The following is a 17,769-nucleotide window of genomic DNA, read 5'->3' on the forward strand; positions in this document are numbered from 1 at the left end:
TTCCGTGAGTTGTTGCCTTGAGAGCCCCCATGACAGACATGACCGCGACGCTTCGCATCCTTGAGCCGCACCCGGGCGTGTTTGCCTATTACGACGGCCGCGTCGAGGGGCGGAGGCTTTATAGTGCGGGACCGAACTGGCTCGACGACGGTGCCTATGGATTGGGTATCGCCTCCTATGCCATCGTCGATGCGGCCGAAGCACTCGTCTACGATACCCATATTTCGCTTGCCCATGCGCAGGCCGTGCGGCGCCATATCGAGGGGCTTGGCGCAAAGTCCATCCGGGTTGCCCTCAGCCATTGGCACGACGACCATATCGCCGGCAATGCCGTCTTTGCCGACTGCGAAATCATCGCGCTCAAGCTGACCGCCGATGCGCTTGATGCCCATCGCGAGCAGCTCGCCACGAGCACGCCGCCCATCAGCCCGCTCGTCATGCCCAACCGGCTCTTTGAAACGCGGTTGAATCTTCGGGTCGGAAACCGCCGCGTCGAACTTCACCATTTCGACATTCACAGCGCCGACGGCAATGTCCTCTGGTTGCGGGACGACGGAATTCTATTGGCCGGCGATACGCTTGAAGACACGGTCACCTATATCTCCGAAGCGCAAAACACGGCGACGCACATTCGCGAACTGGCGCGCCTGGCGACCTGGCCGATCGAGCGCATCTTGCCGAACCACGGCGCTCCGGATCGGATTGCGGCGGGCGGATATGACACGCGCTTCATCGCCGCCAATCGGCGTTACCTCGAGCGGTTGACGGATGAAGCGCGGCAAGGCGAGGCCGCCGCCCTCGCACCGCTGAGGGACTTCATCGCACCGGAACTGGCGACGGGGGCCGTTTCCTATTTCGAGCCCTATGAAGCGGTGCATCGGAAGAATATCGCCGCCCTGTCAGCAATATGAGCTTGTCCACCGGTCGCAATCAGTCTCTTCGATAATGGCTTGGACCAAGGGGATGGACCTCGGCTATATCAGTCTTGCCATGCAGGCCGCCGCTGCCGATCAGGGGGTGGCGATCGGCTGGCATCGCATGATCACCCCGATGCTGGCGCGGGGCGAGTTGATGAGGCTGACCGACCTAATCTTCGCCGCCCCCGGCACCTATTACCTGACCTGGAACCGCACCCGCAAACTTTCGCCCGCCGCCCTGTTGCTGCGGGAGTGGATCCATGAACAGGCGGCAATCGAAAGGGCCCAGCCAGGACCTGAGAGCTGTTCGATCGAGCCATGAGCGGGGTAACTAGCGTCGAAGGGCGTTCGTCTCGTCCTTGATTGTGTAGGGTAATTTGTCCCCAATGGGTCCTACAGCAGTCGTGACCCGGATAATGCGGCCATCCTTTGACAACCAAGGCGCTTCAGAAGGTTGATATTTGCTATGGCAGAAGAAAACGAACAGCTATTCGTCGCATGCTCTCGCTGATCCAGATCGTATGGTCAGTTTCGGTGATCACAACAGCAACCGCCGTGGGAGCCTACATCGGTTGGGACAACCACGGACTTGTCGGAGCGCTGGCGCTTGGATTCGTTGGCCTCGTAGCAGGCGGCTTCCTTAGTTCACCGTCGCTTCTTTTGCAGGTCATAACTTAAACTACGTTCGGCCTTGAGCTGTGAAAGCACGCCGAGTTTTTCAACGGCATCAGCCATTTCAACCAGCGGTCTCGACGAAGGACCGGTTGCCAGAAATGATCGGCTAGTCGATGCTGGAGGTTGGAGCTGAGAGACTGGAGTTCTGCTGCATGCCTGAAACCCGCTCGCCGCGACTTGCCGTGCTCATCGACGCTGACAATACGTCCGCAAAAATCGTTGACGGTTTATTCGACGAGATAGCCAAGATTGGCGAGGCAAGCGTTCGGCGCATTTATGGCGACTTCGCCAGCGGTCGCTCAAAAGCTTGGACCGACGTCCTCGCAAGGCACGCGATCATCCCCCAGCAACAATTCGCCTACACCACTGGCAAGAACGCTTCCGATATCACCCTTGTTATCGACGCTATGGATCTCTTGCACAGTGGCCGCTTCGACGGCTTTTGCCTCGTATCCTCAGATAGCGATTTTACTCGCCTTGCCTCGCGGATCCGTGAGCAAGGCATCGACGTTTTTGGTTTTGGCGAGCAGAAAACGCCTGAAAGTTTTCGGCAGGCGTGCCGTAGATTTATCTACACCGAGAACCTACTCCCTCCGGTCGCTTCAAACGGGGCCGACGCCACACAAGCGACGCCCTCACTTCAGCAGCCAAGCGCGGCGACCCCCATCATCAGGAAAGTGATCGCTCAGATGGAGAGTGAGGATGGGTGGGTGCCGCTCGGCGCAGTTGGAACGCAGCTTGCAAATCTGGCATCTGACTTCGATCCGCGGACATATGGCTTCAGGAAGCTCAGCGATCTGGTGAGGAAGACGAACTCCTTCGACATAGATCACGCGGAAGGCAAGCCCCTGCGCATCCGGGTCAAACAGCCATCTCCGAAGAAAAAGCGCTGAGGGGCGGAAAACCGCCCACAGCTTTCAACCCCGCCGCGGTCATCAAGCGCTATCGGATCGGCCTGGACTGGCTGGCCCGGCTGGGAGCTTTCTGACATAGCTCCGACCCCACATGCGGTCCTTGAGACCGTGACAATCGGCTTCTGCCTGATCGCCCATCGGGCTGCCGGGATTTAATAGATTTTTTCACATTTCCGGTCGCCGACCTGTCCACCTGATTTGCCGCCGCGGCCCCGCGCCGCCCGAGACAGTCGGGCAGATATCCGTACCTGTTTCTTCACCCAAAGGTTGCTATATTCTTCCATTTCAGACGCGATGATTGCAACAATGCACATATCCTTGCGCCATTGGCGGGCCAGAATCTCAGGGTGTCTTCGAGGTGCATGCTCCCATTCTGGCTGCATATCTTGGCTCGGACCCGGTAGCCGCGAGTTCTCTGTCGGAAATTGCAAATCCGCTGCGGCGCGTCGACATCGTCGATCACCGCTTCCTGCGGCCGGGACGCTCGGCGCAAATCCTTATCGTCGATTGCCGCGAACCGAAGCCGGACGATTACCGGCGCGGCAATCTTTCCCCCGAACTGATGCAACTGGCTCTCGTCTCTGAAAACAGCCTGTACCGCAAGGCGATTTTCGCCAGCGGTTATTCGGACTACCTGCTGTGGCCGCTGATCGAGCAGGAAGTTGTCAGCCGGATTGCCGCCTGCATCGCTCAGATCGAGCGCGGTTCCGCCGGGGTGTTCTTCTCGGGCGACCCGCTCGTTCAGAAGTCATGCGATCTGCTGGCGCAACGCGTCGGTCGGCAGACCGCGCTCAGCGAACTGGCACGGATGGTCGGCACCAACCGGACGACACTCGTCAACCGCTTCGAGGCATCCTTTGGTTGCGGGCCGATGACCTGGCTGCGCCACTACCGGATGGCCGAGGCGGCAAGACGCTTGCGCAGCGGACACGAAAGCGTCGCCGAGGTCGCGGATTCACTGGGCTACGGAAACAGCAACAATTTCTCGACGGCGTTCAAGGCCATCCATGGGCTGTCGCCGCTGCGCTATCGCAAAATGGCATTGCGCAGAGAAAAGCCTGTCTGACGCAAAGGTGGAGACAGGCACAACCTGATATACAGCCAATGAGAGCGGAGGATCGGTCCAACACACTCATTGGTTTATGACCTTGCGACTCTCGAAGCAACGTTCAGATCTCACAGCAGGAGGACAAACATGTCGAGCGTATCCGCAGTGAATGTCCAGGAACATGAACAGAGCTATTCGGACCAGAGCTACGGCGCAGCGCGCACCTTCTTCTACGCCAAGCCCCTGATGCTGGCCAAGACCGATGCCGATGCCCCCAGCGACGACCAGATCGCCAATGACCAGGGCACGGTCCAGTTCCACCTCATTGGCCAGAAAACCGACGATCCAAAATACAGCAGCATCATGAATGAGAACCAGGACAATCTGCTGGCGATGGGCGGGCTGATCCACGACTATATGCATACGCATTATCCCGATATCGACTCGAAAAAACTCGACATAAACACCTGGTCGAAAGTCGTCGGGAACATTCCCGACCTGTCGATCGGCGCGCAGAAACAGAAGAGCTACTCGAACAAATTTGCCGGCACGTCCGTTTCAGGCACGTTCCTCACATTGATTGCCAAGGCGATCATCACCGACGGGGCATCCCTGCTGACGGATTTCCAGTCCTTCCTGACGGAGATGGGCAACCTGACCTTCAGCGTCAGCAGCAAGGCGCAGCAATACAAGGCGCTCACATGCACCTATCAAAGCTACCTTCTCGATAACGGCGCGGGCGGATATTTCGACTATGGCGCAATCGTTCTCAGGCAGATCGAGTTCAAGGAGTACTTCCTTGAGCTGAAATCCTCTTGCTCATCGACGCAATTCGTCAACGTCGACATGGATTATACCGAGGTCACCAACCTCATTCAGACCCGCCGCATCCGCAAAGGCGGCCCTGACTACAAGAATTTCCAGGAGCTCATAAACAAGAACTCCACCGAGCAGTTCAAGAAGGCCAAGAACTTCTTCAACGGCGGCTCCACTCCGCAGCAGGACATCAAACCGCAGGTCTGATCTCCGGGCCTCGACCGCGATCAACGCAGCTCACCTAACAAGAGTGCGGCTTGGACGAAACGCGGCCGCTCCGAAGGCGATAGAGCAATCCGGCAGGCCTTGCCGCGTGCCGATGCTCTGTCGCGCTGCAAGGCGCCGGCGCTCTTCGCTGCCGCTCCCGGAAGGAAGCCGAACATGAACCCATTCGCGAAAACAGCCGCGGGTCTTTTTTCGGTGGTCGGACCCGAGAGCAACGATCCGCTCGAAGCGGAGAGGATTTGCTCTGCCCTGATCCAGAAACTGTCGGAAGACCCATCACGCAACCTGGACCATCGCACCTGGCAGAATGCCGTGCAGATGGTCCCGAACCAGGTGGAAAGCGCGACGACGTCGCAAACGCTGAACCGCACGATGCCGCTTGGGGATTTGCCCGGCGCCCTTGCGTCGATCTGCGCCAATGCGGTCGGCGGAGGCAAGCCGCCAGCGAATCTGACGAAGCCGATCAGTTCCTATCTGAGCAAATACGGGGAACCGACGGCATTCAACTGCCTCATCCTGGATCAACGCGATAGCGCGGTGATCCACTTGTACCTGACCTGCCTGAATGTGGCGGACGGTCGAGGTTCGAATTTCAGCATCACCGCCACGCTGCTTTCGGCATCGCTGAACCTGTCTGACAAGCAGACGGCGTCCAGGCTCGCCGAGCTTTTCGGCCGCTACGGCCCGCCGAGCGACCCACCCTATTACCTGCGCATCCCTTCCTGATCCGCATGTCCGCTTCAACATCGAAGTTAATGGAGGATACCGATGATCATTGCAGCCTGCACCGACGATCTCATGGTCGAGGACATCGCCCGCGACGCCGCCAAAGGCAATCACCATGTCTTCGGCAATTGGTACAAAGTCTTTGACCGAGAAATCCCCGATCTTCACCCGACGGAGGATCTGTTCATCGTCGCCCACGGCGCAGCCTTCGGGGACGAAGGCCAGCCCGTCATCGGCAGCAAGGGTGATGATTTCTATCTGACCGCACGCGACCTGAACAAGAACCTGACGATCTTTCCCGAGGGGTACTCCGGCGGCGTCTATGTCTATGCCTGCCTTTCGGCTGCTCCGGGCGCCGGCGGCCTGAGCTTCGTCGAGTCCTACAAGAAGCTGATTAGGCCAAGCTTCCCCAAGATGAGTGCCTGGGGCCAAACCGGCAAGCCCAAGGGCCCCTTGCCGCTGCCGACGGACAAGTCCTGGGTCGAAGCACGCGACAAGAAATAGCTTTGTCCGACCGGGGCCCGAAGACCGGACGCTGCCGAGCTTGCTTCGGCAGAACCGCTTCATTGCAATTCACGTCATAGTCGACGCCAGATGGAGGTATGAACCATGTCTGATTGGGAACAAGTCTTCGTCAATCATGCCAACGGAGGAAACTATCTGCTTCAAAACGGAACCGGGAGCGGTGGCGAGAACGAATTCGCCTGCGGCAAATTTCCTTCCAATAGTCGCCCGAGGAAGGGCGACCAGTACCATATTACTGCAACGCCCAAGCACGAGATCTTTGCGATGAATTGGACTGCGACTTGCACATTCTCGGGAGAAACGTCCGAATTCAAGTAGCACACCACCAAACACTTGGTGGGACACCGCCTGCAGCGCGAAAACTGCAGGCGGTGCTGCCGTGAACGACGGCTGAGACAGCCCCCTGCTCCCCGCCCGGCCGCGGCATCTCACGCAATTCCTTTCATCCGGAGGGTGCCGTACAGATTGGCGCTGTGCCAGTTCAGGGCGCCGCTGCATCTGGAGCTCCATCCGGCCGGCCATAGAAACTTTGTCTGCCCCCATCAATGGAGCCCTCGTGTAACACTCCAAATCGCTTCATGTGATCGTTGAACCGCTCGGTCATCGGTCGATTCTGTCGTCCTGCGGACGACCCGGGAGCGATGAGTGGGTGGGACCTGATGGATCTGGAAACGATCAGAACGCTTATCGAATTCGTCGGCCGTTCGGGTGTGTCCGAACTGGTGGTGGGCGAGAACGGTACCATCGTTCGGATATCGAATGATCGGTCCAAACGCACCGCAGCAGATCCGAAACCGCAACGCGGCCGTCAAGCAGAAACGCCCGCCGTCGATCAGGGCGACAGGCCTCAAACCCAGCCGGCCGATGGCCGAACGGTGAAGGCGCCCGTCTTCGGCGTCCTTCATCGCGCGCCCAATCCCGGCGCGCGTCCCTTCGTCGAAGAAGGCGACGTCGTCGAAGTGGGGCAGAGCCTCTGCATCGTCGAGGCGATGAAGGTCTTCAACACCGTGTCCGCCCACAGGGCCGGCCCGATCACGCAAATCTTCGCGAGCGATGGCCAGGAAGTCGAAGCCGGACAGCCGCTGATGGAGATCGGGTGATGTCGGCCGTTGAGAAGGGAGAGATCGGGCACCGCTTCGACACGGTGCTGATCGCCAACCGCGGCGAAATCGCCCTGCGTGTCCAGCGGGCCTGCCGGGAACTGGGCCTGCGGACGGTGATGATCTGCTCCGATGCCGACCGGGATGCCCCCTACCGGACAACAGCCGATGAGTTCATCTGCATCGGACCCGCCGCTCCTGGACAAAGTTACCTCAACCAGGCCGCGGTCCTCCTTGCCGCACGGTCAAGCGGCGCCGGTGCAATTCACCCCGGATACGGATTTCTCTCCGAAAACGCCGGTTTCGCGCAAGCCGTCGAGGCCGCCGGTCTCATCTTCGTCGGACCGCCAGCCTCGGCAATCCGCACGATGGGCGACAAGATCGCCGCTAAGCGCGCAATGATCGAAGCCGGCGTACCCTGCGTGCCGGGGCCGGATGAGGCGCTTCCCGACGATATCGCCTCCGTTACGGCGATCGCCAGCGACATCGGCTACCCCGTGATCATCAAGGCTGCAGGCGGCGGCGGCGGCAGGGGCATGCGCGTCGTCCACCATGCTTCTGCCCTGCAGGATGCTGTATCGGTGACGCGCGAAGAGGCGAGGAGAGCGTTCGGCACGCCGGAACTCTACATGGAGAAGTTCCTCCAGCACCCTCGCCACGTCGAAATCCAGGTGCTTTGCGACGGCCACGGCAATGCCGTCTGGCTCGGCCACCGCGACTGTTCGATGCAGCGCCGCCACCAGAAGGTGGTCGAGGAGGCACCCGCCCCCGGCGTTCCCGACGAGATCGCTGCCGAAGTCGGCGAGCGCTGTGCGGATGCATGCCGGCAGATCGGCTACCGGGGCGTCGGCACCTTCGAGTTTCTCTTTGAGAATGGCGAATTCTATTTCATCGAAATGAACACGCGCCTTCAGGTCGAGCACCCGGTAACGGAGATGACCTCCGGCATCGATATCGTCTGTGAGCAGCTTCGCGTTGCGCAGGGGCTGCCCATCACCATTGCGCAAGCCGATGTGCGGGCGCATGGCCATTCCTTCGAATGCCGGATTAATGCGGAAGACCCGTTCACCTTCGCCGCATCGCCCGGCAGGATCACTGCCGCCGAATTTCCGAGCGGCCCCGGCGTCCGCGTCGATACCCATGTGAAGGCCGGCTACAAGGTATCGCCCCACTACGACTCCCTGATCGCCAAATTGATTGTCCACGCGCCGACCCGGGTCCAGGCCCTTCGCCGCATGCGGCTCGCCTTGGCGGATACCAGGATCGAAGGGATCTCGACCAACCTGGCGCTTCATAAAGCGCTCTTCGAGGACCCTGCCTTCTGCACCGGCGAAACCGATATCCATCACCTCGAGAAATGGCTGGACGAGCGAAAGCAATGACGAAGGGTCGGAAGCGAAAGAGCGGCTCGATCACCGAGCAGATATTTGATCCGGCGACCCTGGAGAAGATTGTAGGCTGGCTCGAGGATGCCGGCGTCGACTCGATCGAGATCGAGACGGAAGGCGGCCGGCTCATGCGGATCGAGGCCGGCATAGGCGCCTCGTCGGATGGCGCCGGCCGGGACCCGGATGCTTCGGTTTCGCAAGACGGTGCAAGGCCTGCCAAGGCACCGATCGCCGGGCACTTCCTGCCCGTGCATCCGGCCCGCGAAGCGGCGGAAGCGACCATCGGCAGCGCCGTCCTGGCGGAAGAGATCATCGGATTCGTAGGGCTCGGACCGCTCATCATGCCAATCCACGCCGAAGATGCTGGGACCCTCAACGATTGCGTCGCCGAACCCGGCAGCCTGGTCGGATATGGCGACACCGTTTTTCTGATCGAGCCCGCACAATGACCTTCGCGCAAGAAAAAGCCCTGTCGACGCCGGCATCCGTTTCGACGGCCTCCGCCGAACAGCCGAAGATCTCCGTCATCGGCACGAGTGCCTACCTCATAGAGGCCCCGGGGGCGTTCGACCTTGCCGCACAGAGGCGAATCTGGGCCCTGGCGCATGCGGTCGAGCCGTGGCCCGAAATTCGGGAGCTCGTCCCGGGGGTCACGAACCTGCTCGTCATCCTCAAGCGGACGCCCGAGGAGCCGGAGCAATTCGAGGCGCGTTTGCGGCACGAATGGGATTGCGCTCGCAGCATCGACCTTACCGGAAAGACGGTGGACATTCCCGTCACCTATGGCGGCGAGCATGCGACGGACCTTGCCGCCGTCTGCGATTACACGGGACTGACCGATCGGGAGGTCGTGCGCCTGCATTGGCAAGGCAATTACACGGTCGTCGCGCTCGGCAGCGCGCCGGGCTTCGGATATCTGCACGGGCTTGATCCGCGCATCCACATGCCGCGCAAGACTGTGCCGTCGCTCAGAATGCTCAAGGGCACGGTGACGATCGGCGGCATGCAGACGGGCGTGTCGGTTCTGACCGGCCCGAATGGCTGGAACTCGATTGGCTTCGCCGAACTGCCGATGTTCGACCCCATGAAAGACCCGCCGGCGCTGCTGGCACCCGGCGACAAGGTCCGCTTCGTTCCCGAGAGGATCGAACTATGATCGAGGTTCTTCAAACCGGCCCCCTGAACACCGTGCAGGATCTCGGCCGTTTCGGCTTTCGCAACGCCGGCGTGACGTCGAGCGGCGCCATGGACCGGCTGGCGTTGTCGGTCGGCAACCTGCTCGTCGGCAATGACAAGGGGGAGGCCGCTCTTGAAGTGCAGACCTTTCCATTTCGCCTTCGGTTCGACAGGGACACGACCGTCGCGATCACCGGCGCCGATTGCGACGCGCGTCTCGACGGGCGACGGCTTCCGCCCTGGTGGGCGATAGCGGTTTCGGCCGACCAGGTTCTCGAACTCGACACGCCGCGACGCTCGGCCCGCGCCTATCTGAGCTTTGCCGGCGGCATCGATGTCTCGCCGGTGATGGGGTCGCGCAGCACCTCGCTGCGCGGCGGCTTCGGCGGGCTGGAAGGCCGCTTTCTCGCGGCGAACGACCGGTTGGACATTGGCGGCGCAGGCACATTCGCGCTGCCGCCCCACGGTTTCGGCGCCAAGCCGCCCGAGGCGGCGCTGGCCGAACACTTCCCGACCTCGGATGACGGCACGCTGCTCGTTCGCGCCATTCCCGCTGGGGAATACGCTCTCTTCGGCGCTGAGGCCGAACGGTTCTGGACACAGACCTGGAAAATTTCCTCGCAAAGCGATCGTACCGGCTATCGGCTCTCGGGGGAGCCGATCCGGCTTGCCTCGCCCGTGGAGCTGCGCTCGCACGGCGTTGTTCCCGGCGTCGTCCAGATGCCGCCGTCTGGCGAGCCGATCGTCCAGATGAGCGACGCCAACACCGCAGGCGGCTACCCCAAGATCGCCGGTGTCATCGACGTTGACCTTTGGCGGCTGGGCCAGGCGCGGATCGGCGGCCGCATCCGCTTCGTCCAATCGACTGTCGCCGAGGCGCGTGCGGCCGAGCGGGCGGTGCAAGCCTATCTCGAGGACATCCGTAGCACCGTGCCCATGCTCGGCCAGGCACTGGCAGGCATGGTGCGCCGATAGCTTTCCGAGGCTGATCAAGCCAAGACAGAAGAGGCAACGATGAAAATCGATCTCAATTCGGACATGGGAGAGGGTTTCGGACCCTACCGGCTCTGCGACGATGCGGCCCTCATGGATGTGGTGTCGTCGGCCAACATCGCCTGCGGCTTTCACGCCGGCGACCCTGACACGATGGCGCGGATGGTGCGGCTCGCAAAGGCCCGCGGCGTCGGTGTCGGCGCGCACCCAGGCTTCCCGGACCGGCTGGGTTTCGGGCGGAGGGAAATGACCGTCGAAGCGGACGAGATGCGCCAGCAGGTGCTTTACCAATTGGGTGCATTGACGGCGATCGCCAAGGGTGAGGGCGTCCCGGTCGCTCACCTCGGTTTCCACGCCGCGATGGGCAACATGATCAACCGCGACCCGGCGCTCGCCGACCTGATCATGCAGGCCATCCGATCGGTGGATCCGGAGCTCATCGTCTTTGCAATGCCCGACAGCGAAATAGAGCGGGCCGCCACGCGGGCCGGCTTGCGGAGCCTGACGCTCTTCCTGGCCGACCGGGCTTACGATTTTAAAGGACAGCTCGTATCGCGCAAACTGCCGAATTCCGTCCTCAAGGACGAGGCCACGGTTCGGGCCCGGGTTCGCCAGTTCCTCGAAAATGGAACGGTGACGACGATCGACAACCGGACGATCGAGGTCCGCGCCCGCTCGATCCTCGTCCACAGCGATACGCCGGGCTCTCTTGAACTCGCCCGGATCGTCCGCAGCGAGATCGAGGCGGCCGGAGCAACGATCGCACCGGCGAGAGACGTCCTCGCTTAACGCCGAAACCGACACCTTCAACGAACCCGAAAGACAGGAAACCATGCCCACGCTCGCTGATCGCCTCAAGAACGTCTCCGTATCCGCCTCCGCCGCAATGACGCAGCGTGCCAGAGATCTCGCGTCGCGGGGCGTCGATGTGGTTTCTCTGTCCTCGGGCGAGCCGGATTTCCCCACCCCCTCGCACGCAATCGAGGCAGCCCATGCCGCCGCGCTCGCGGGCGATACCAAATATCCGCCGCTCGACGGCACGCCGGCCCTCAAGGCGGCAATCGCCCGCAAATTCAAGCGGGACAACAATCTCGAGTACGAGCCCGGCCAGATCCTCGTCTCCGGCGGCGGCAAGCAGGTGATCTTCAATGCGGTGCTTGCGACCTGCAATCCGGGCGACGAGGTTGTCATCCCGTCTCCGGCCTGGATCAGCTACGCCGACATCGTCCGCTTCGCCGGCGGCGTGCCGGTTCCCGTCGCCTGCAGCCACGAGAACGGCTTCAAGCTCAGCGCCGAGGATCTGGAAGCCGCCATCACACCGCGGACCAAGTGGCTGTTCCTCAACTTCCCGAACAACCCGACCGGCGCAGCCTGCTCGCGCCAGGAGATGGCGGCGATTGCCGAAGTCATGCTGCGCCATCCCGATGTGTGGATCATGACCGACGACATGTACGAGCACCTCGTCTATGACGACTTCGAGTTCTGCACGATCGCCGAGGTGGAGCCGCGGCTCTACGACCGGGTCCTGACGGTTAATGGCGCCTCCAAGGCCTATGCCATGACGGGTTGGCGGCTTGGCTTCTGCGGCGGGCCGAAGGCACTCCTTTCCGGCATCAGCAACGTCAACGGCCAGAACAGCGGCGGCACGTCGACGATCACCCAGGCCGCGGCCGTTGCCGTGCTCGACGGGCCGCAGGATTTGCTGAAGGAGCGCGCGGCGATCTACCGCAAGCGGCGCGACTTCGTACTCGAAAACCTCGCCGGCATCGACGGACTGACCTGCCACAAGCCGGAGGGGGCTTTCTATCTGTTTCCGAGCATAGCCGGGCTCATCGGCAAGACGAGCAAGTCGGGCCGCAAGATCGAAACCGACACGGACTTTGTGATGGCGCTCCTTGATGAGCAGCATGTGGCGACCGTGCAGGGCGCGGCCTACGGTATGAGCCCGTTCTTCCGCATCTCCTACGCGACCAGCATGGAGAAACTCGCCGACGGCTGCGCCCGGATCGCTGAGTTCTGCAGTGATTTGAGATAGGGCCGGGAAAAGCGGGTGTCGACACCCCCCTCTGCGGAAGGGCAGAGGGGGTGCAGTCCCGGGCCACCCTGCGTCAATGCTTCAGCCGCTCCGTCAGCTCGCGCAGCAGCTCCTGAACAGCCAGGGCCGGCTCCGAAAGCGGTGCGAATTCCGACACGCACAGGGAGAGTGTCTCTTCGATCTTCGGCGAGATGCTCCGACAAATCATCGGACCGGCCCCCTCCGAGACAATTCGATCGGCGACAGCCTTGGGCATGATCGTCGCACCAAGACCGCTGCTCACCGCACGGGTCAGCGTGCGGATGACCTCGACCTCGCCAATGACGGCCAAATTCGCCCGGCTTCGCGCGAAGGCGGTTTCGACCGCGCGCCGCACGAAGTTGTAGGCTGGCGGCATCAGGAAAGGCAGCGGTTCCAGCGCCGAAATCGGCACCGGCGTGTCGCCGGCTTCAACCCCGAAACTCTCGTGCGCAACGAGGTAGAAGTCCTCGCGGAGAAGCGGATCGAAGCGCACGCCCTTCATCGGGCCGGCGCCGTGGATCAGGGCGATTTCCAGCCGGTTGTTCATCAGCATCTGGCTGTAGGTCTGCCCGACGCTCTCGGTGAGGTGGAGGACGATGCCCGGGTAGCGTCGCCTTGTTTCCGCGAGAAGCTCCAAGGACAGGGTGGCGGCGCTGCTGAACGGCGTCAGCCCCACGGAGACGCGGCCGGCAAGCTGCTTTCCGGCCGCCACGACATCGGCATGCGCCTGCTCCATCTGCCGCAGGATGATCTGCGCGTGCCGATAGACCTGGGCGCCTGCGTCCGTCATGACCACGCCCTGCTGGCTTCTTGTCAGCAGCTTCGTTCCGAAGTGCTCCTCCAGCGCGGCGAGCTGCTGACTGAGCGCCGGCTGCGCGATGTGGAGAATGTCCGCGGCCCTTGTAATGCTCCCGGTGTCGACAATGACGACGAAGGATTTGAAACGCCTGATATCCATTGGTGAAATATCGCTCACTGTTGCAGCCAGTCCGAATGTTACAGCCTGGCTGTTAGCTTGTAACGTCTCCTCTCCCAAGCCGAGTTTGAGAGTGAAAAAGCGTCCCGGGTCGCCGTGGAAGCAGGTCCGCCGCGCCTGGATGTTACAGAGTAGATAAGCGAAATCAATTATATAGCGACTTCTCGCCACCTTCATAAGATAGGCTTATCCCTCCAAAGATAATCGGAATTATCGCCGCCTCGAAAGGTCCGCTAAGGTTTCTCAAACAAAGGGGATCGCTGATGCCGTTTTCCGATTACAGAACCGCGCTTGTCACCGGTGCTTCCTCCGGAATTGGAGCGGCGATCGTCGAGCGCTTCTCAGCCGAAGGGCTTGAAGTCCACGCGATCGCCCGCAGCGCCGAGCCGCTGCGCAAGCTCGCAGAACGCACCGGTTGCGTCGCGCATGCGATCGACGTCACCGACCGAGCCGCCCTTGAAGAACTCACGAGCCGCGTCCCGTTCGACATTCTCGTCAACAATGCCGGCGTCGACCGCCCCAAGAAGTTTCTCGAAGCCGAGGATGGCGACATCGATCTGCTTGTCGACGTCAATCTTCGCGCCGTCCTCCATTTGTGCCGCATGGTGGTTCCGGGAATGGTGGCGCGTGACCGCGGCCATGTGATCAACATCTCGTCGATCGCCGGTACCTACAATTTCGGCGGAAACTCCTCCTATCATGCGACGAAGGCAGGGGTCAGCATGCTGTCGAACCAGCTGCGCATCGATGCCTTCGGCAAGCGTGTCCGCGTCACCGAAATCTGCCCGGGACGGGTCGCGACCGACATTTTCGCGCATGTCCATGGTGACAGCCCGGAAATCCGCGAACGCTTCATCGACGGCTTCGAGCTCCCCGAAGCAAAAGACATCGCCAATGCGATCGCCTTCGCGGTCGCCGCGCCGGTCGCCGTCAACATCGGCCACATCGAGATCACGCCTACACTTCAAGTTATGGGCGGCCTGCAGACGGCAAAGCCACAGTCTCCGAAGAGCGGGGATCAGAGCGGTGAGTAACTTCGACCTTTCCGAGATCCTCGGCAATCCCGAATACGTCGCGATGCTGCTGCTCGGCATCAAGATGACCTTCGTCGTGGCGATTGGCTCCTGGACTCTTGCGATGACGCTGGCGCTGCTGCTGCTCGGCCTTCGCTACGCGCCCGGTCCGGTCGGCAATGCGTTCGTCACGGCTTATGTTTCCTACCACCGCAACGTCCCGACGCTGGTGCAGCTCCTGCTCTGGTATTTCGGCATCTTCACGCTGATGCCGGACCCGGTCACCTTCTGGCTGAACGACCACAATGCCGAGGCGATCTTCGCGGTGATCGGCCTGGGTCTCTGCCAGGCGGCCTATTTCAGCGAGGACCTCCGGTCCGGCATGCGGGCGGTGAGCCCCGGCCAGATGGAAGCGGCCCGCGCTCTCGGCCACAGCTACGTTTCGGCGATGCGTTTCGTGATGGTCCCGCAAGGGAGCAGAAACGCGCTGCCGGCCCTGATCAACCACAGCGTCTCCCTGTTCAAGAACAGCAGCCTTGCCGTCGCGATCGGCGTGGCGGAGCTCACCTACGCGGTCAAGGAGATCGAAAACTTAAGCTTCCGCACCTTCGAGAGCTACCTGCTGGTAACTGTCCTCTACCTCGTCTTCTCGCTGATGATCATGGCGCTCGGCGCCTATGTCGCCCGCAGAGCGGACCCAGTCAGGAGTGGACGAGCATGATCAGCGACATCATCGCCATCATCCGCGATTATTGGCTGCTTCTGCTCATCGGGCAGTATCCGAATGGTCCACTTGGGGGGCTTGCGGCAACGCTGCTGCTTTCCATCCTGGCCATCGCCTTCGCCTTTCCGGTGAGCATTGCCCTGGCGCTGGCCCGGCTTTCGAACTCACCCTTCCTGAACTGGCCGGTAACGGCGCTCGTCTACTTCACCCGCGGCGTGCCGTTGCTGATGCTGATCCTGTGGGGCTACTTCCTGGTGCCGCTCGTCACGGGAGCCAATGTCCCGAGCTTCCTCACCATGCTGGTGACGCTCGTCGTCTACCAGGGCGCGTTCCTGAGCGAGGTGGTCCGCGGTGGCATCGTGGCCCTCGGCCACGGCCAGATGGAAGCGTCCCGGGCACTCGGCCACAGCTATCTCGGCGCCATGCGCTACGTCATCCTGCCGCAGGCACTCTACAATGTCATCCCGAGCATCATTTCGGTCTTCGTTGCGACGATCAAGGATACGACGCTCGGCTACGTGATCAACGTGCCCGACCTGACCTTCGCTGCCAGCCAGATCAACAATCAGCTGCTGACGCAGCCGTTCCAGGTCTTCTTCATCCTCGCGGCCGTCTACTACGTGATCTGCTGGTCGTTGAGCCGGGTGGCCATCGTCACGGAGCGCCGGATCACCCGCAAGCGCGCCGGTACTGCGTCTCAGGCAACCGCAAAGTCCCTTAAACTCGCAGCTCTTACGGATCAGCCATCATGAACACGATCGCGCCCTCGAAGAATTCGCCAATGATTGCGCTGACCGGCGTCCACAAGAGCTACGGTAACTACGAGGTCCTCAAGGGAATCGACGCCGAAGTGGCGCGTGGCGAGGTGGTGGTCATCTGCGGCCCGTCCGGCTCCGGCAAGTCGACCTTGATCCGGACCGTCAACCGGCTGGAGGAAATCGGCAGCGGCTCGATCAGCTGCGATGGCAACAACATCCATCAGCCGATGCCTGCCAAGGAACTCAACCGGCTGCGCAGCCGCATCGGCTTCGTTTTCCAGAGCTTCAATCTGTTTCCGCACCTGTCGGCCATCGACAACATCGCGATGTCGCCGATGCGCGTGAAGGGACTTCAGCGCGACGTCGCCTATGCCAAGGCCACGAAGCTCCTCGAACGCGTCGGCCTGGCCGACAAGGCCAATGCTTTCCCTGCTCAGCTCTCCGGAGGTCAGCAGCAACGCGTTGCGATCGCGCGCGCCTTGGCGATGGAACCGCCGGTGATGTTGTTCGACGAGCCGACGAGCGCGCTCGATCCGGAAATGGTCGGCGAGGTCCTCTCCGTCATGAAGGGCCTGGCGGCCGACGGCATGACGATGATGTGCGTCACCCACGAGATGGGATTCGCGCGTGATGTCGCGGATCGTGTCTGGTTCATAGATCAGGGGCAGATCGTCGAATCCGCCCGGCCTGAAGATTTCTTCTCTCGCCCCCAAACCCAGCGAGCGCAGCGCTTCCTGAGCGAATTGCGGCACTAACCAAAAGAACCAACCCCAGAGGAGACCTAAGCAATGAAATTGAAATTATGGACACTAGGCGCCGCGCTCGCTGTGACCGCGATCGCCGGTCCGGCAAAGGCAGACAAGCTCGCAGAATCACGGCCGCAAAGGTGATCCGTTGCGGCACCTTCGCCGACGTGCCGCCCTTCGCCGCGCCGGACCCGGCAACGCGCGAGATGGCGGGCTTCGACGTCGATCTCTGCAACGCGATTGCCCGCGAACTCGGCGTGAAGGCCGAGATCAAGCCGCTCTCCGTCGAAGCGCGCGTTCCCGAAGTCAAGCTCGGCCATGTCGATATCGCCGTGGCCAATCTTGCCTATACGCTGAGCCGCGCCGAACAGATCGAGTTCAGCCACCCCTATTATCTCGCCAAGGAAATGCTGATCGTAAAGGCCGATGATCCCGGCCAGAAGAAGGCGGATTTTGCTGGTGTCCGGCTCGCCTCGACGAAGGGCTCGACGTCCGAGCTCGCCATCCGCAAGAACGAGTCGAAGCCCTTGACGTTCCAGGATACCGGTTCGGCCTATCTGGCCGTTCAGCAGGGAAAGGCCCGTGGCCTGGTCGCCAACACGATGACGACGACCAAGATCGTCAACGAGTCGAAGACCAAGGGCGCCGAGATGCGGATGATCGAAGAGCCGATGCTTTTCCAGCCGATCGGCATCGGCATGAAGAAGGACGAGCCGGCCCTGACCGCCAAGATCAACGAGATCCTGGTCTCGCTCGACACGTCCGGCGAGATCAACAAGATCTGGGAGAAGTGGCTCGGACCGAACACCGAGTACAAGATGACCCGCACCGACAAGGTCGTACCGATCACCGAACTGAAGTTCGAGCCGATCCCGTAATCACTCTACGGCGATGAATGTCGCTTCCCAGGATGCGGCCTGAGCTCAGGCCGCATCCTCTCCCGCGCGCGCCCCGCCTGCGGGAAAAATGCCCGGAGCATCGATCAAAACAATA

At 61.6% G+C, this 17,769-nt stretch carries 20 protein-coding genes and 1 pseudogene; 20 read left to right on the forward strand and 1 reads right to left on the reverse strand.

What is annotated here, in order from left to right:
• Positions 1–29 precede the first annotated feature (29 nt).
• The 15 genes from N181_RS11755 to N181_RS11825 all read left to right on the forward strand — a co-directional run bounded on the left by N181_RS11755 (position 30) and on the right by N181_RS11825 (position 12,538).
• On the forward strand, positions 30–911 hold the full coding sequence (locus N181_RS11755) for an MBL fold metallo-hydrolase (protein ID WP_080577538.1): 882 nt from the start codon (positions 30–32) through the stop codon (positions 909–911).
• A 52-nt stretch (positions 912–963) separates the two neighbouring features.
• On the forward strand, positions 964–1,239 hold the full coding sequence (locus N181_RS11760) for a LysR substrate-binding domain-containing protein (RefSeq protein WP_037469714.1): 276 nt from the start codon (positions 964–966) through the stop codon (positions 1,237–1,239).
• A gap of 505 nt (positions 1,240–1,744) precedes the next feature.
• Positions 1,745–2,485 (forward strand): NYN domain-containing protein, encoded by a 741-nt coding sequence (locus tag N181_RS11765; RefSeq protein WP_037395932.1) that lies wholly within the window; start codon positions 1,745–1,747, stop codon positions 2,483–2,485.
• Between the two features lie 379 nt (positions 2,486–2,864).
• Positions 2,865–3,572: a helix-turn-helix domain-containing protein gene (locus tag N181_RS11770; protein WP_050994650.1), complete on the forward strand. Its 708-nt coding sequence runs from the start codon at positions 2,865–2,867 to the stop codon at positions 3,570–3,572.
• Positions 3,573–3,701: 129 nt separating this feature from the next.
• A complete protein-coding gene (locus N181_RS11775) occupies positions 3,702–4,577 on the forward strand; it encodes a hypothetical protein (RefSeq protein ID WP_037395900.1) in 876 nt (291 codons plus the stop codon).
• 174 nt (positions 4,578–4,751) lie between these two features.
• Complete coding sequence (locus N181_RS11780) at positions 4,752–5,321, forward strand: hypothetical protein (RefSeq protein WP_037395928.1); 570 nt, start codon at positions 4,752–4,754, stop codon at positions 5,319–5,321.
• Positions 5,322–5,363: 42 nt separating this feature from the next.
• Complete coding sequence (locus tag N181_RS11785; protein ID WP_037395898.1) at positions 5,364–5,825, forward strand: hypothetical protein; 462 nt, start codon at positions 5,364–5,366, stop codon at positions 5,823–5,825.
• Between the two features lie 105 nt (positions 5,826–5,930).
• Positions 5,931–6,164 carry a hypothetical protein gene (locus N181_RS11790; protein ID WP_037395896.1) on the forward strand — a complete coding sequence of 78 codons (234 nt, stop codon included), beginning with the start codon at positions 5,931–5,933 and terminating at the stop codon, positions 6,162–6,164.
• 341 nt (positions 6,165–6,505) lie between these two features.
• A complete protein-coding gene (locus tag N181_RS11795) occupies positions 6,506–6,946 on the forward strand; it encodes an acetyl-CoA carboxylase biotin carboxyl carrier protein (protein ID WP_037395894.1) in 441 nt (146 codons plus the stop codon).
• Positions 6,946–8,328 carry an acetyl-CoA carboxylase biotin carboxylase subunit gene (gene accC, locus N181_RS11800; protein WP_037395892.1) on the forward strand — a complete coding sequence of 461 codons (1,383 nt, stop codon included), beginning with the start codon at positions 6,946–6,948 and terminating at the stop codon, positions 8,326–8,328. Before N181_RS11795 ends, accC begins: the two co-directional genes overlap by 1 nt.
• Positions 8,325–8,783 (forward strand): hypothetical protein, encoded by a 459-nt coding sequence (locus N181_RS11805; RefSeq protein WP_037395890.1) that lies wholly within the window; start codon positions 8,325–8,327, stop codon positions 8,781–8,783. Before accC ends, N181_RS11805 begins: the two co-directional genes overlap by 4 nt.
• Complete coding sequence (pxpB, locus tag N181_RS11810; RefSeq protein WP_037395888.1) at positions 8,780–9,490, forward strand: 5-oxoprolinase subunit PxpB; 711 nt, start codon at positions 8,780–8,782, stop codon at positions 9,488–9,490. The genes N181_RS11805 and pxpB overlap by 4 nt, the downstream gene beginning before the upstream one ends.
• Entirely contained in the window at positions 9,487–10,485 is a 999-nt protein-coding gene (locus N181_RS11815) for a 5-oxoprolinase subunit C family protein (protein ID WP_037395886.1), read from the forward strand. The genes pxpB and N181_RS11815 overlap by 4 nt, the downstream gene beginning before the upstream one ends.
• 39 nt (positions 10,486–10,524) lie before the next feature.
• Entirely contained in the window at positions 10,525–11,292 is a 768-nt protein-coding gene (locus tag N181_RS11820; RefSeq protein WP_037395884.1) for a 5-oxoprolinase subunit PxpA, read from the forward strand.
• A 43-nt stretch (positions 11,293–11,335) separates the two neighbouring features.
• Entirely contained in the window at positions 11,336–12,538 is a 1,203-nt protein-coding gene (locus N181_RS11825; RefSeq protein WP_037395882.1) for a pyridoxal phosphate-dependent aminotransferase, read from the forward strand.
• A 73-nt stretch (positions 12,539–12,611) separates the two neighbouring features.
• On the opposite strand, the gene N181_RS11830 is transcribed toward N181_RS11825, so the two are convergent.
• A complete protein-coding gene (locus N181_RS11830; RefSeq protein ID WP_037395880.1) occupies positions 12,612–13,517 on the reverse strand; it encodes a LysR substrate-binding domain-containing protein in 906 nt (301 codons plus the stop codon).
• A 281-nt stretch (positions 13,518–13,798) separates the two neighbouring features.
• Between N181_RS11830 and N181_RS11835 the strand changes: the two genes are divergently transcribed.
• The 5 genes and pseudogenes from N181_RS11835 to N181_RS11855 all read left to right on the forward strand — a co-directional run bounded on the left by N181_RS11835 (position 13,799) and on the right by N181_RS11855 (position 17,654).
• A complete protein-coding gene (locus N181_RS11835; protein WP_037395878.1) occupies positions 13,799–14,569 on the forward strand; it encodes an SDR family oxidoreductase in 771 nt (256 codons plus the stop codon).
• Positions 14,562–15,269 (forward strand): amino acid ABC transporter permease, encoded by a 708-nt coding sequence (locus tag N181_RS11840; RefSeq protein WP_037395876.1) that lies wholly within the window; start codon positions 14,562–14,564, stop codon positions 15,267–15,269. Before N181_RS11835 ends, N181_RS11840 begins: the two co-directional genes overlap by 8 nt.
• On the forward strand, positions 15,266–16,024 hold the full coding sequence (locus tag N181_RS11845) for an amino acid ABC transporter permease (protein ID WP_037395874.1): 759 nt from the start codon (positions 15,266–15,268) through the stop codon (positions 16,022–16,024). The genes N181_RS11840 and N181_RS11845 overlap by 4 nt, the downstream gene beginning before the upstream one ends.
• Entirely contained in the window at positions 16,021–16,785 is a 765-nt protein-coding gene (locus tag N181_RS11850) for an amino acid ABC transporter ATP-binding protein (RefSeq protein ID WP_037395872.1), read from the forward strand. The genes N181_RS11845 and N181_RS11850 overlap by 4 nt, the downstream gene beginning before the upstream one ends.
• 33 nt (positions 16,786–16,818) lie before the next feature.
• Positions 16,819–17,654 (forward strand): annotated as a pseudogene (locus N181_RS11855) (ABC transporter substrate-binding protein).
• Positions 17,655–17,769 lie beyond the last annotated feature (115 nt).

It is taken from the genome of Sinorhizobium fredii USDA 205 (assembly GCF_001461695.1).
GTDB lineage: Bacteria > Pseudomonadota > Alphaproteobacteria > Rhizobiales > Rhizobiaceae > Sinorhizobium > Sinorhizobium fredii.

What these genes read in the sequence shown, in the direction of transcription:
- N181_RS11790 (WP_037395896.1), top strand. Translation starts at nt 5,931, where the DNA reads ATGTCTGATTGGGAACAAGTCTTCGTCAATCATGCCAACGGAGGAAAC.
- N181_RS11795 (WP_037395894.1), top strand. Translation starts at nt 6,506, where the DNA reads ATGGATCTGGAAACGATCAGAACGCTTATCGAATTCGTCGGCCGTTCG.
- N181_RS11820 (WP_037395884.1), top strand. Translation starts at nt 10,525, where the DNA reads ATGAAAATCGATCTCAATTCGGACATGGGAGAGGGTTTCGGACCCTAC.
- N181_RS11775 (WP_037395900.1), top strand. Translation starts at nt 3,702, where the DNA reads ATGTCGAGCGTATCCGCAGTGAATGTCCAGGAACATGAACAGAGCTAT.
- N181_RS11850 (WP_037395872.1), top strand. Translation starts at nt 16,021, where the DNA reads ATGAACACGATCGCGCCCTCGAAGAATTCGCCAATGATTGCGCTGACC.
- N181_RS11835 (WP_037395878.1), top strand. Translation starts at nt 13,799, where the DNA reads ATGCCGTTTTCCGATTACAGAACCGCGCTTGTCACCGGTGCTTCCTCC.
- N181_RS11760 (WP_037469714.1), top strand. Translation starts at nt 964, where the DNA reads ATGGACCTCGGCTATATCAGTCTTGCCATGCAGGCCGCCGCTGCCGAT.
- N181_RS11755 (WP_080577538.1), top strand. Translation starts at nt 30, where the DNA reads ATGACAGACATGACCGCGACGCTTCGCATCCTTGAGCCGCACCCGGGC.
- N181_RS11785 (WP_037395898.1), top strand. Translation starts at nt 5,364, where the DNA reads ATGATCATTGCAGCCTGCACCGACGATCTCATGGTCGAGGACATCGCC.
- N181_RS11805 (WP_037395890.1), top strand. Translation starts at nt 8,325, where the DNA reads ATGACGAAGGGTCGGAAGCGAAAGAGCGGCTCGATCACCGAGCAGATA.
- pxpB (WP_037395888.1), top strand. Translation starts at nt 8,780, where the DNA reads ATGACCTTCGCGCAAGAAAAAGCCCTGTCGACGCCGGCATCCGTTTCG.
- N181_RS11830 (WP_037395880.1), bottom strand. Translation starts at nt 13,517, where the DNA reads ATGGATATCAGGCGTTTCAAATCCTTCGTCGTCATTGTCGACACCGGG.
- N181_RS11825 (WP_037395882.1), top strand. Translation starts at nt 11,336, where the DNA reads ATGCCCACGCTCGCTGATCGCCTCAAGAACGTCTCCGTATCCGCCTCC.
- N181_RS11845 (WP_037395874.1), top strand. Translation starts at nt 15,266, where the DNA reads ATGATCAGCGACATCATCGCCATCATCCGCGATTATTGGCTGCTTCTG.
- N181_RS11780 (WP_037395928.1), top strand. Translation starts at nt 4,752, where the DNA reads ATGAACCCATTCGCGAAAACAGCCGCGGGTCTTTTTTCGGTGGTCGGA.
- N181_RS11815 (WP_037395886.1), top strand. Translation starts at nt 9,487, where the DNA reads ATGATCGAGGTTCTTCAAACCGGCCCCCTGAACACCGTGCAGGATCTC.
- accC (WP_037395892.1), top strand. Translation starts at nt 6,946, where the DNA reads ATGTCGGCCGTTGAGAAGGGAGAGATCGGGCACCGCTTCGACACGGTG.
- N181_RS11765 (WP_037395932.1), top strand. Translation starts at nt 1,745, where the DNA reads ATGCCTGAAACCCGCTCGCCGCGACTTGCCGTGCTCATCGACGCTGAC.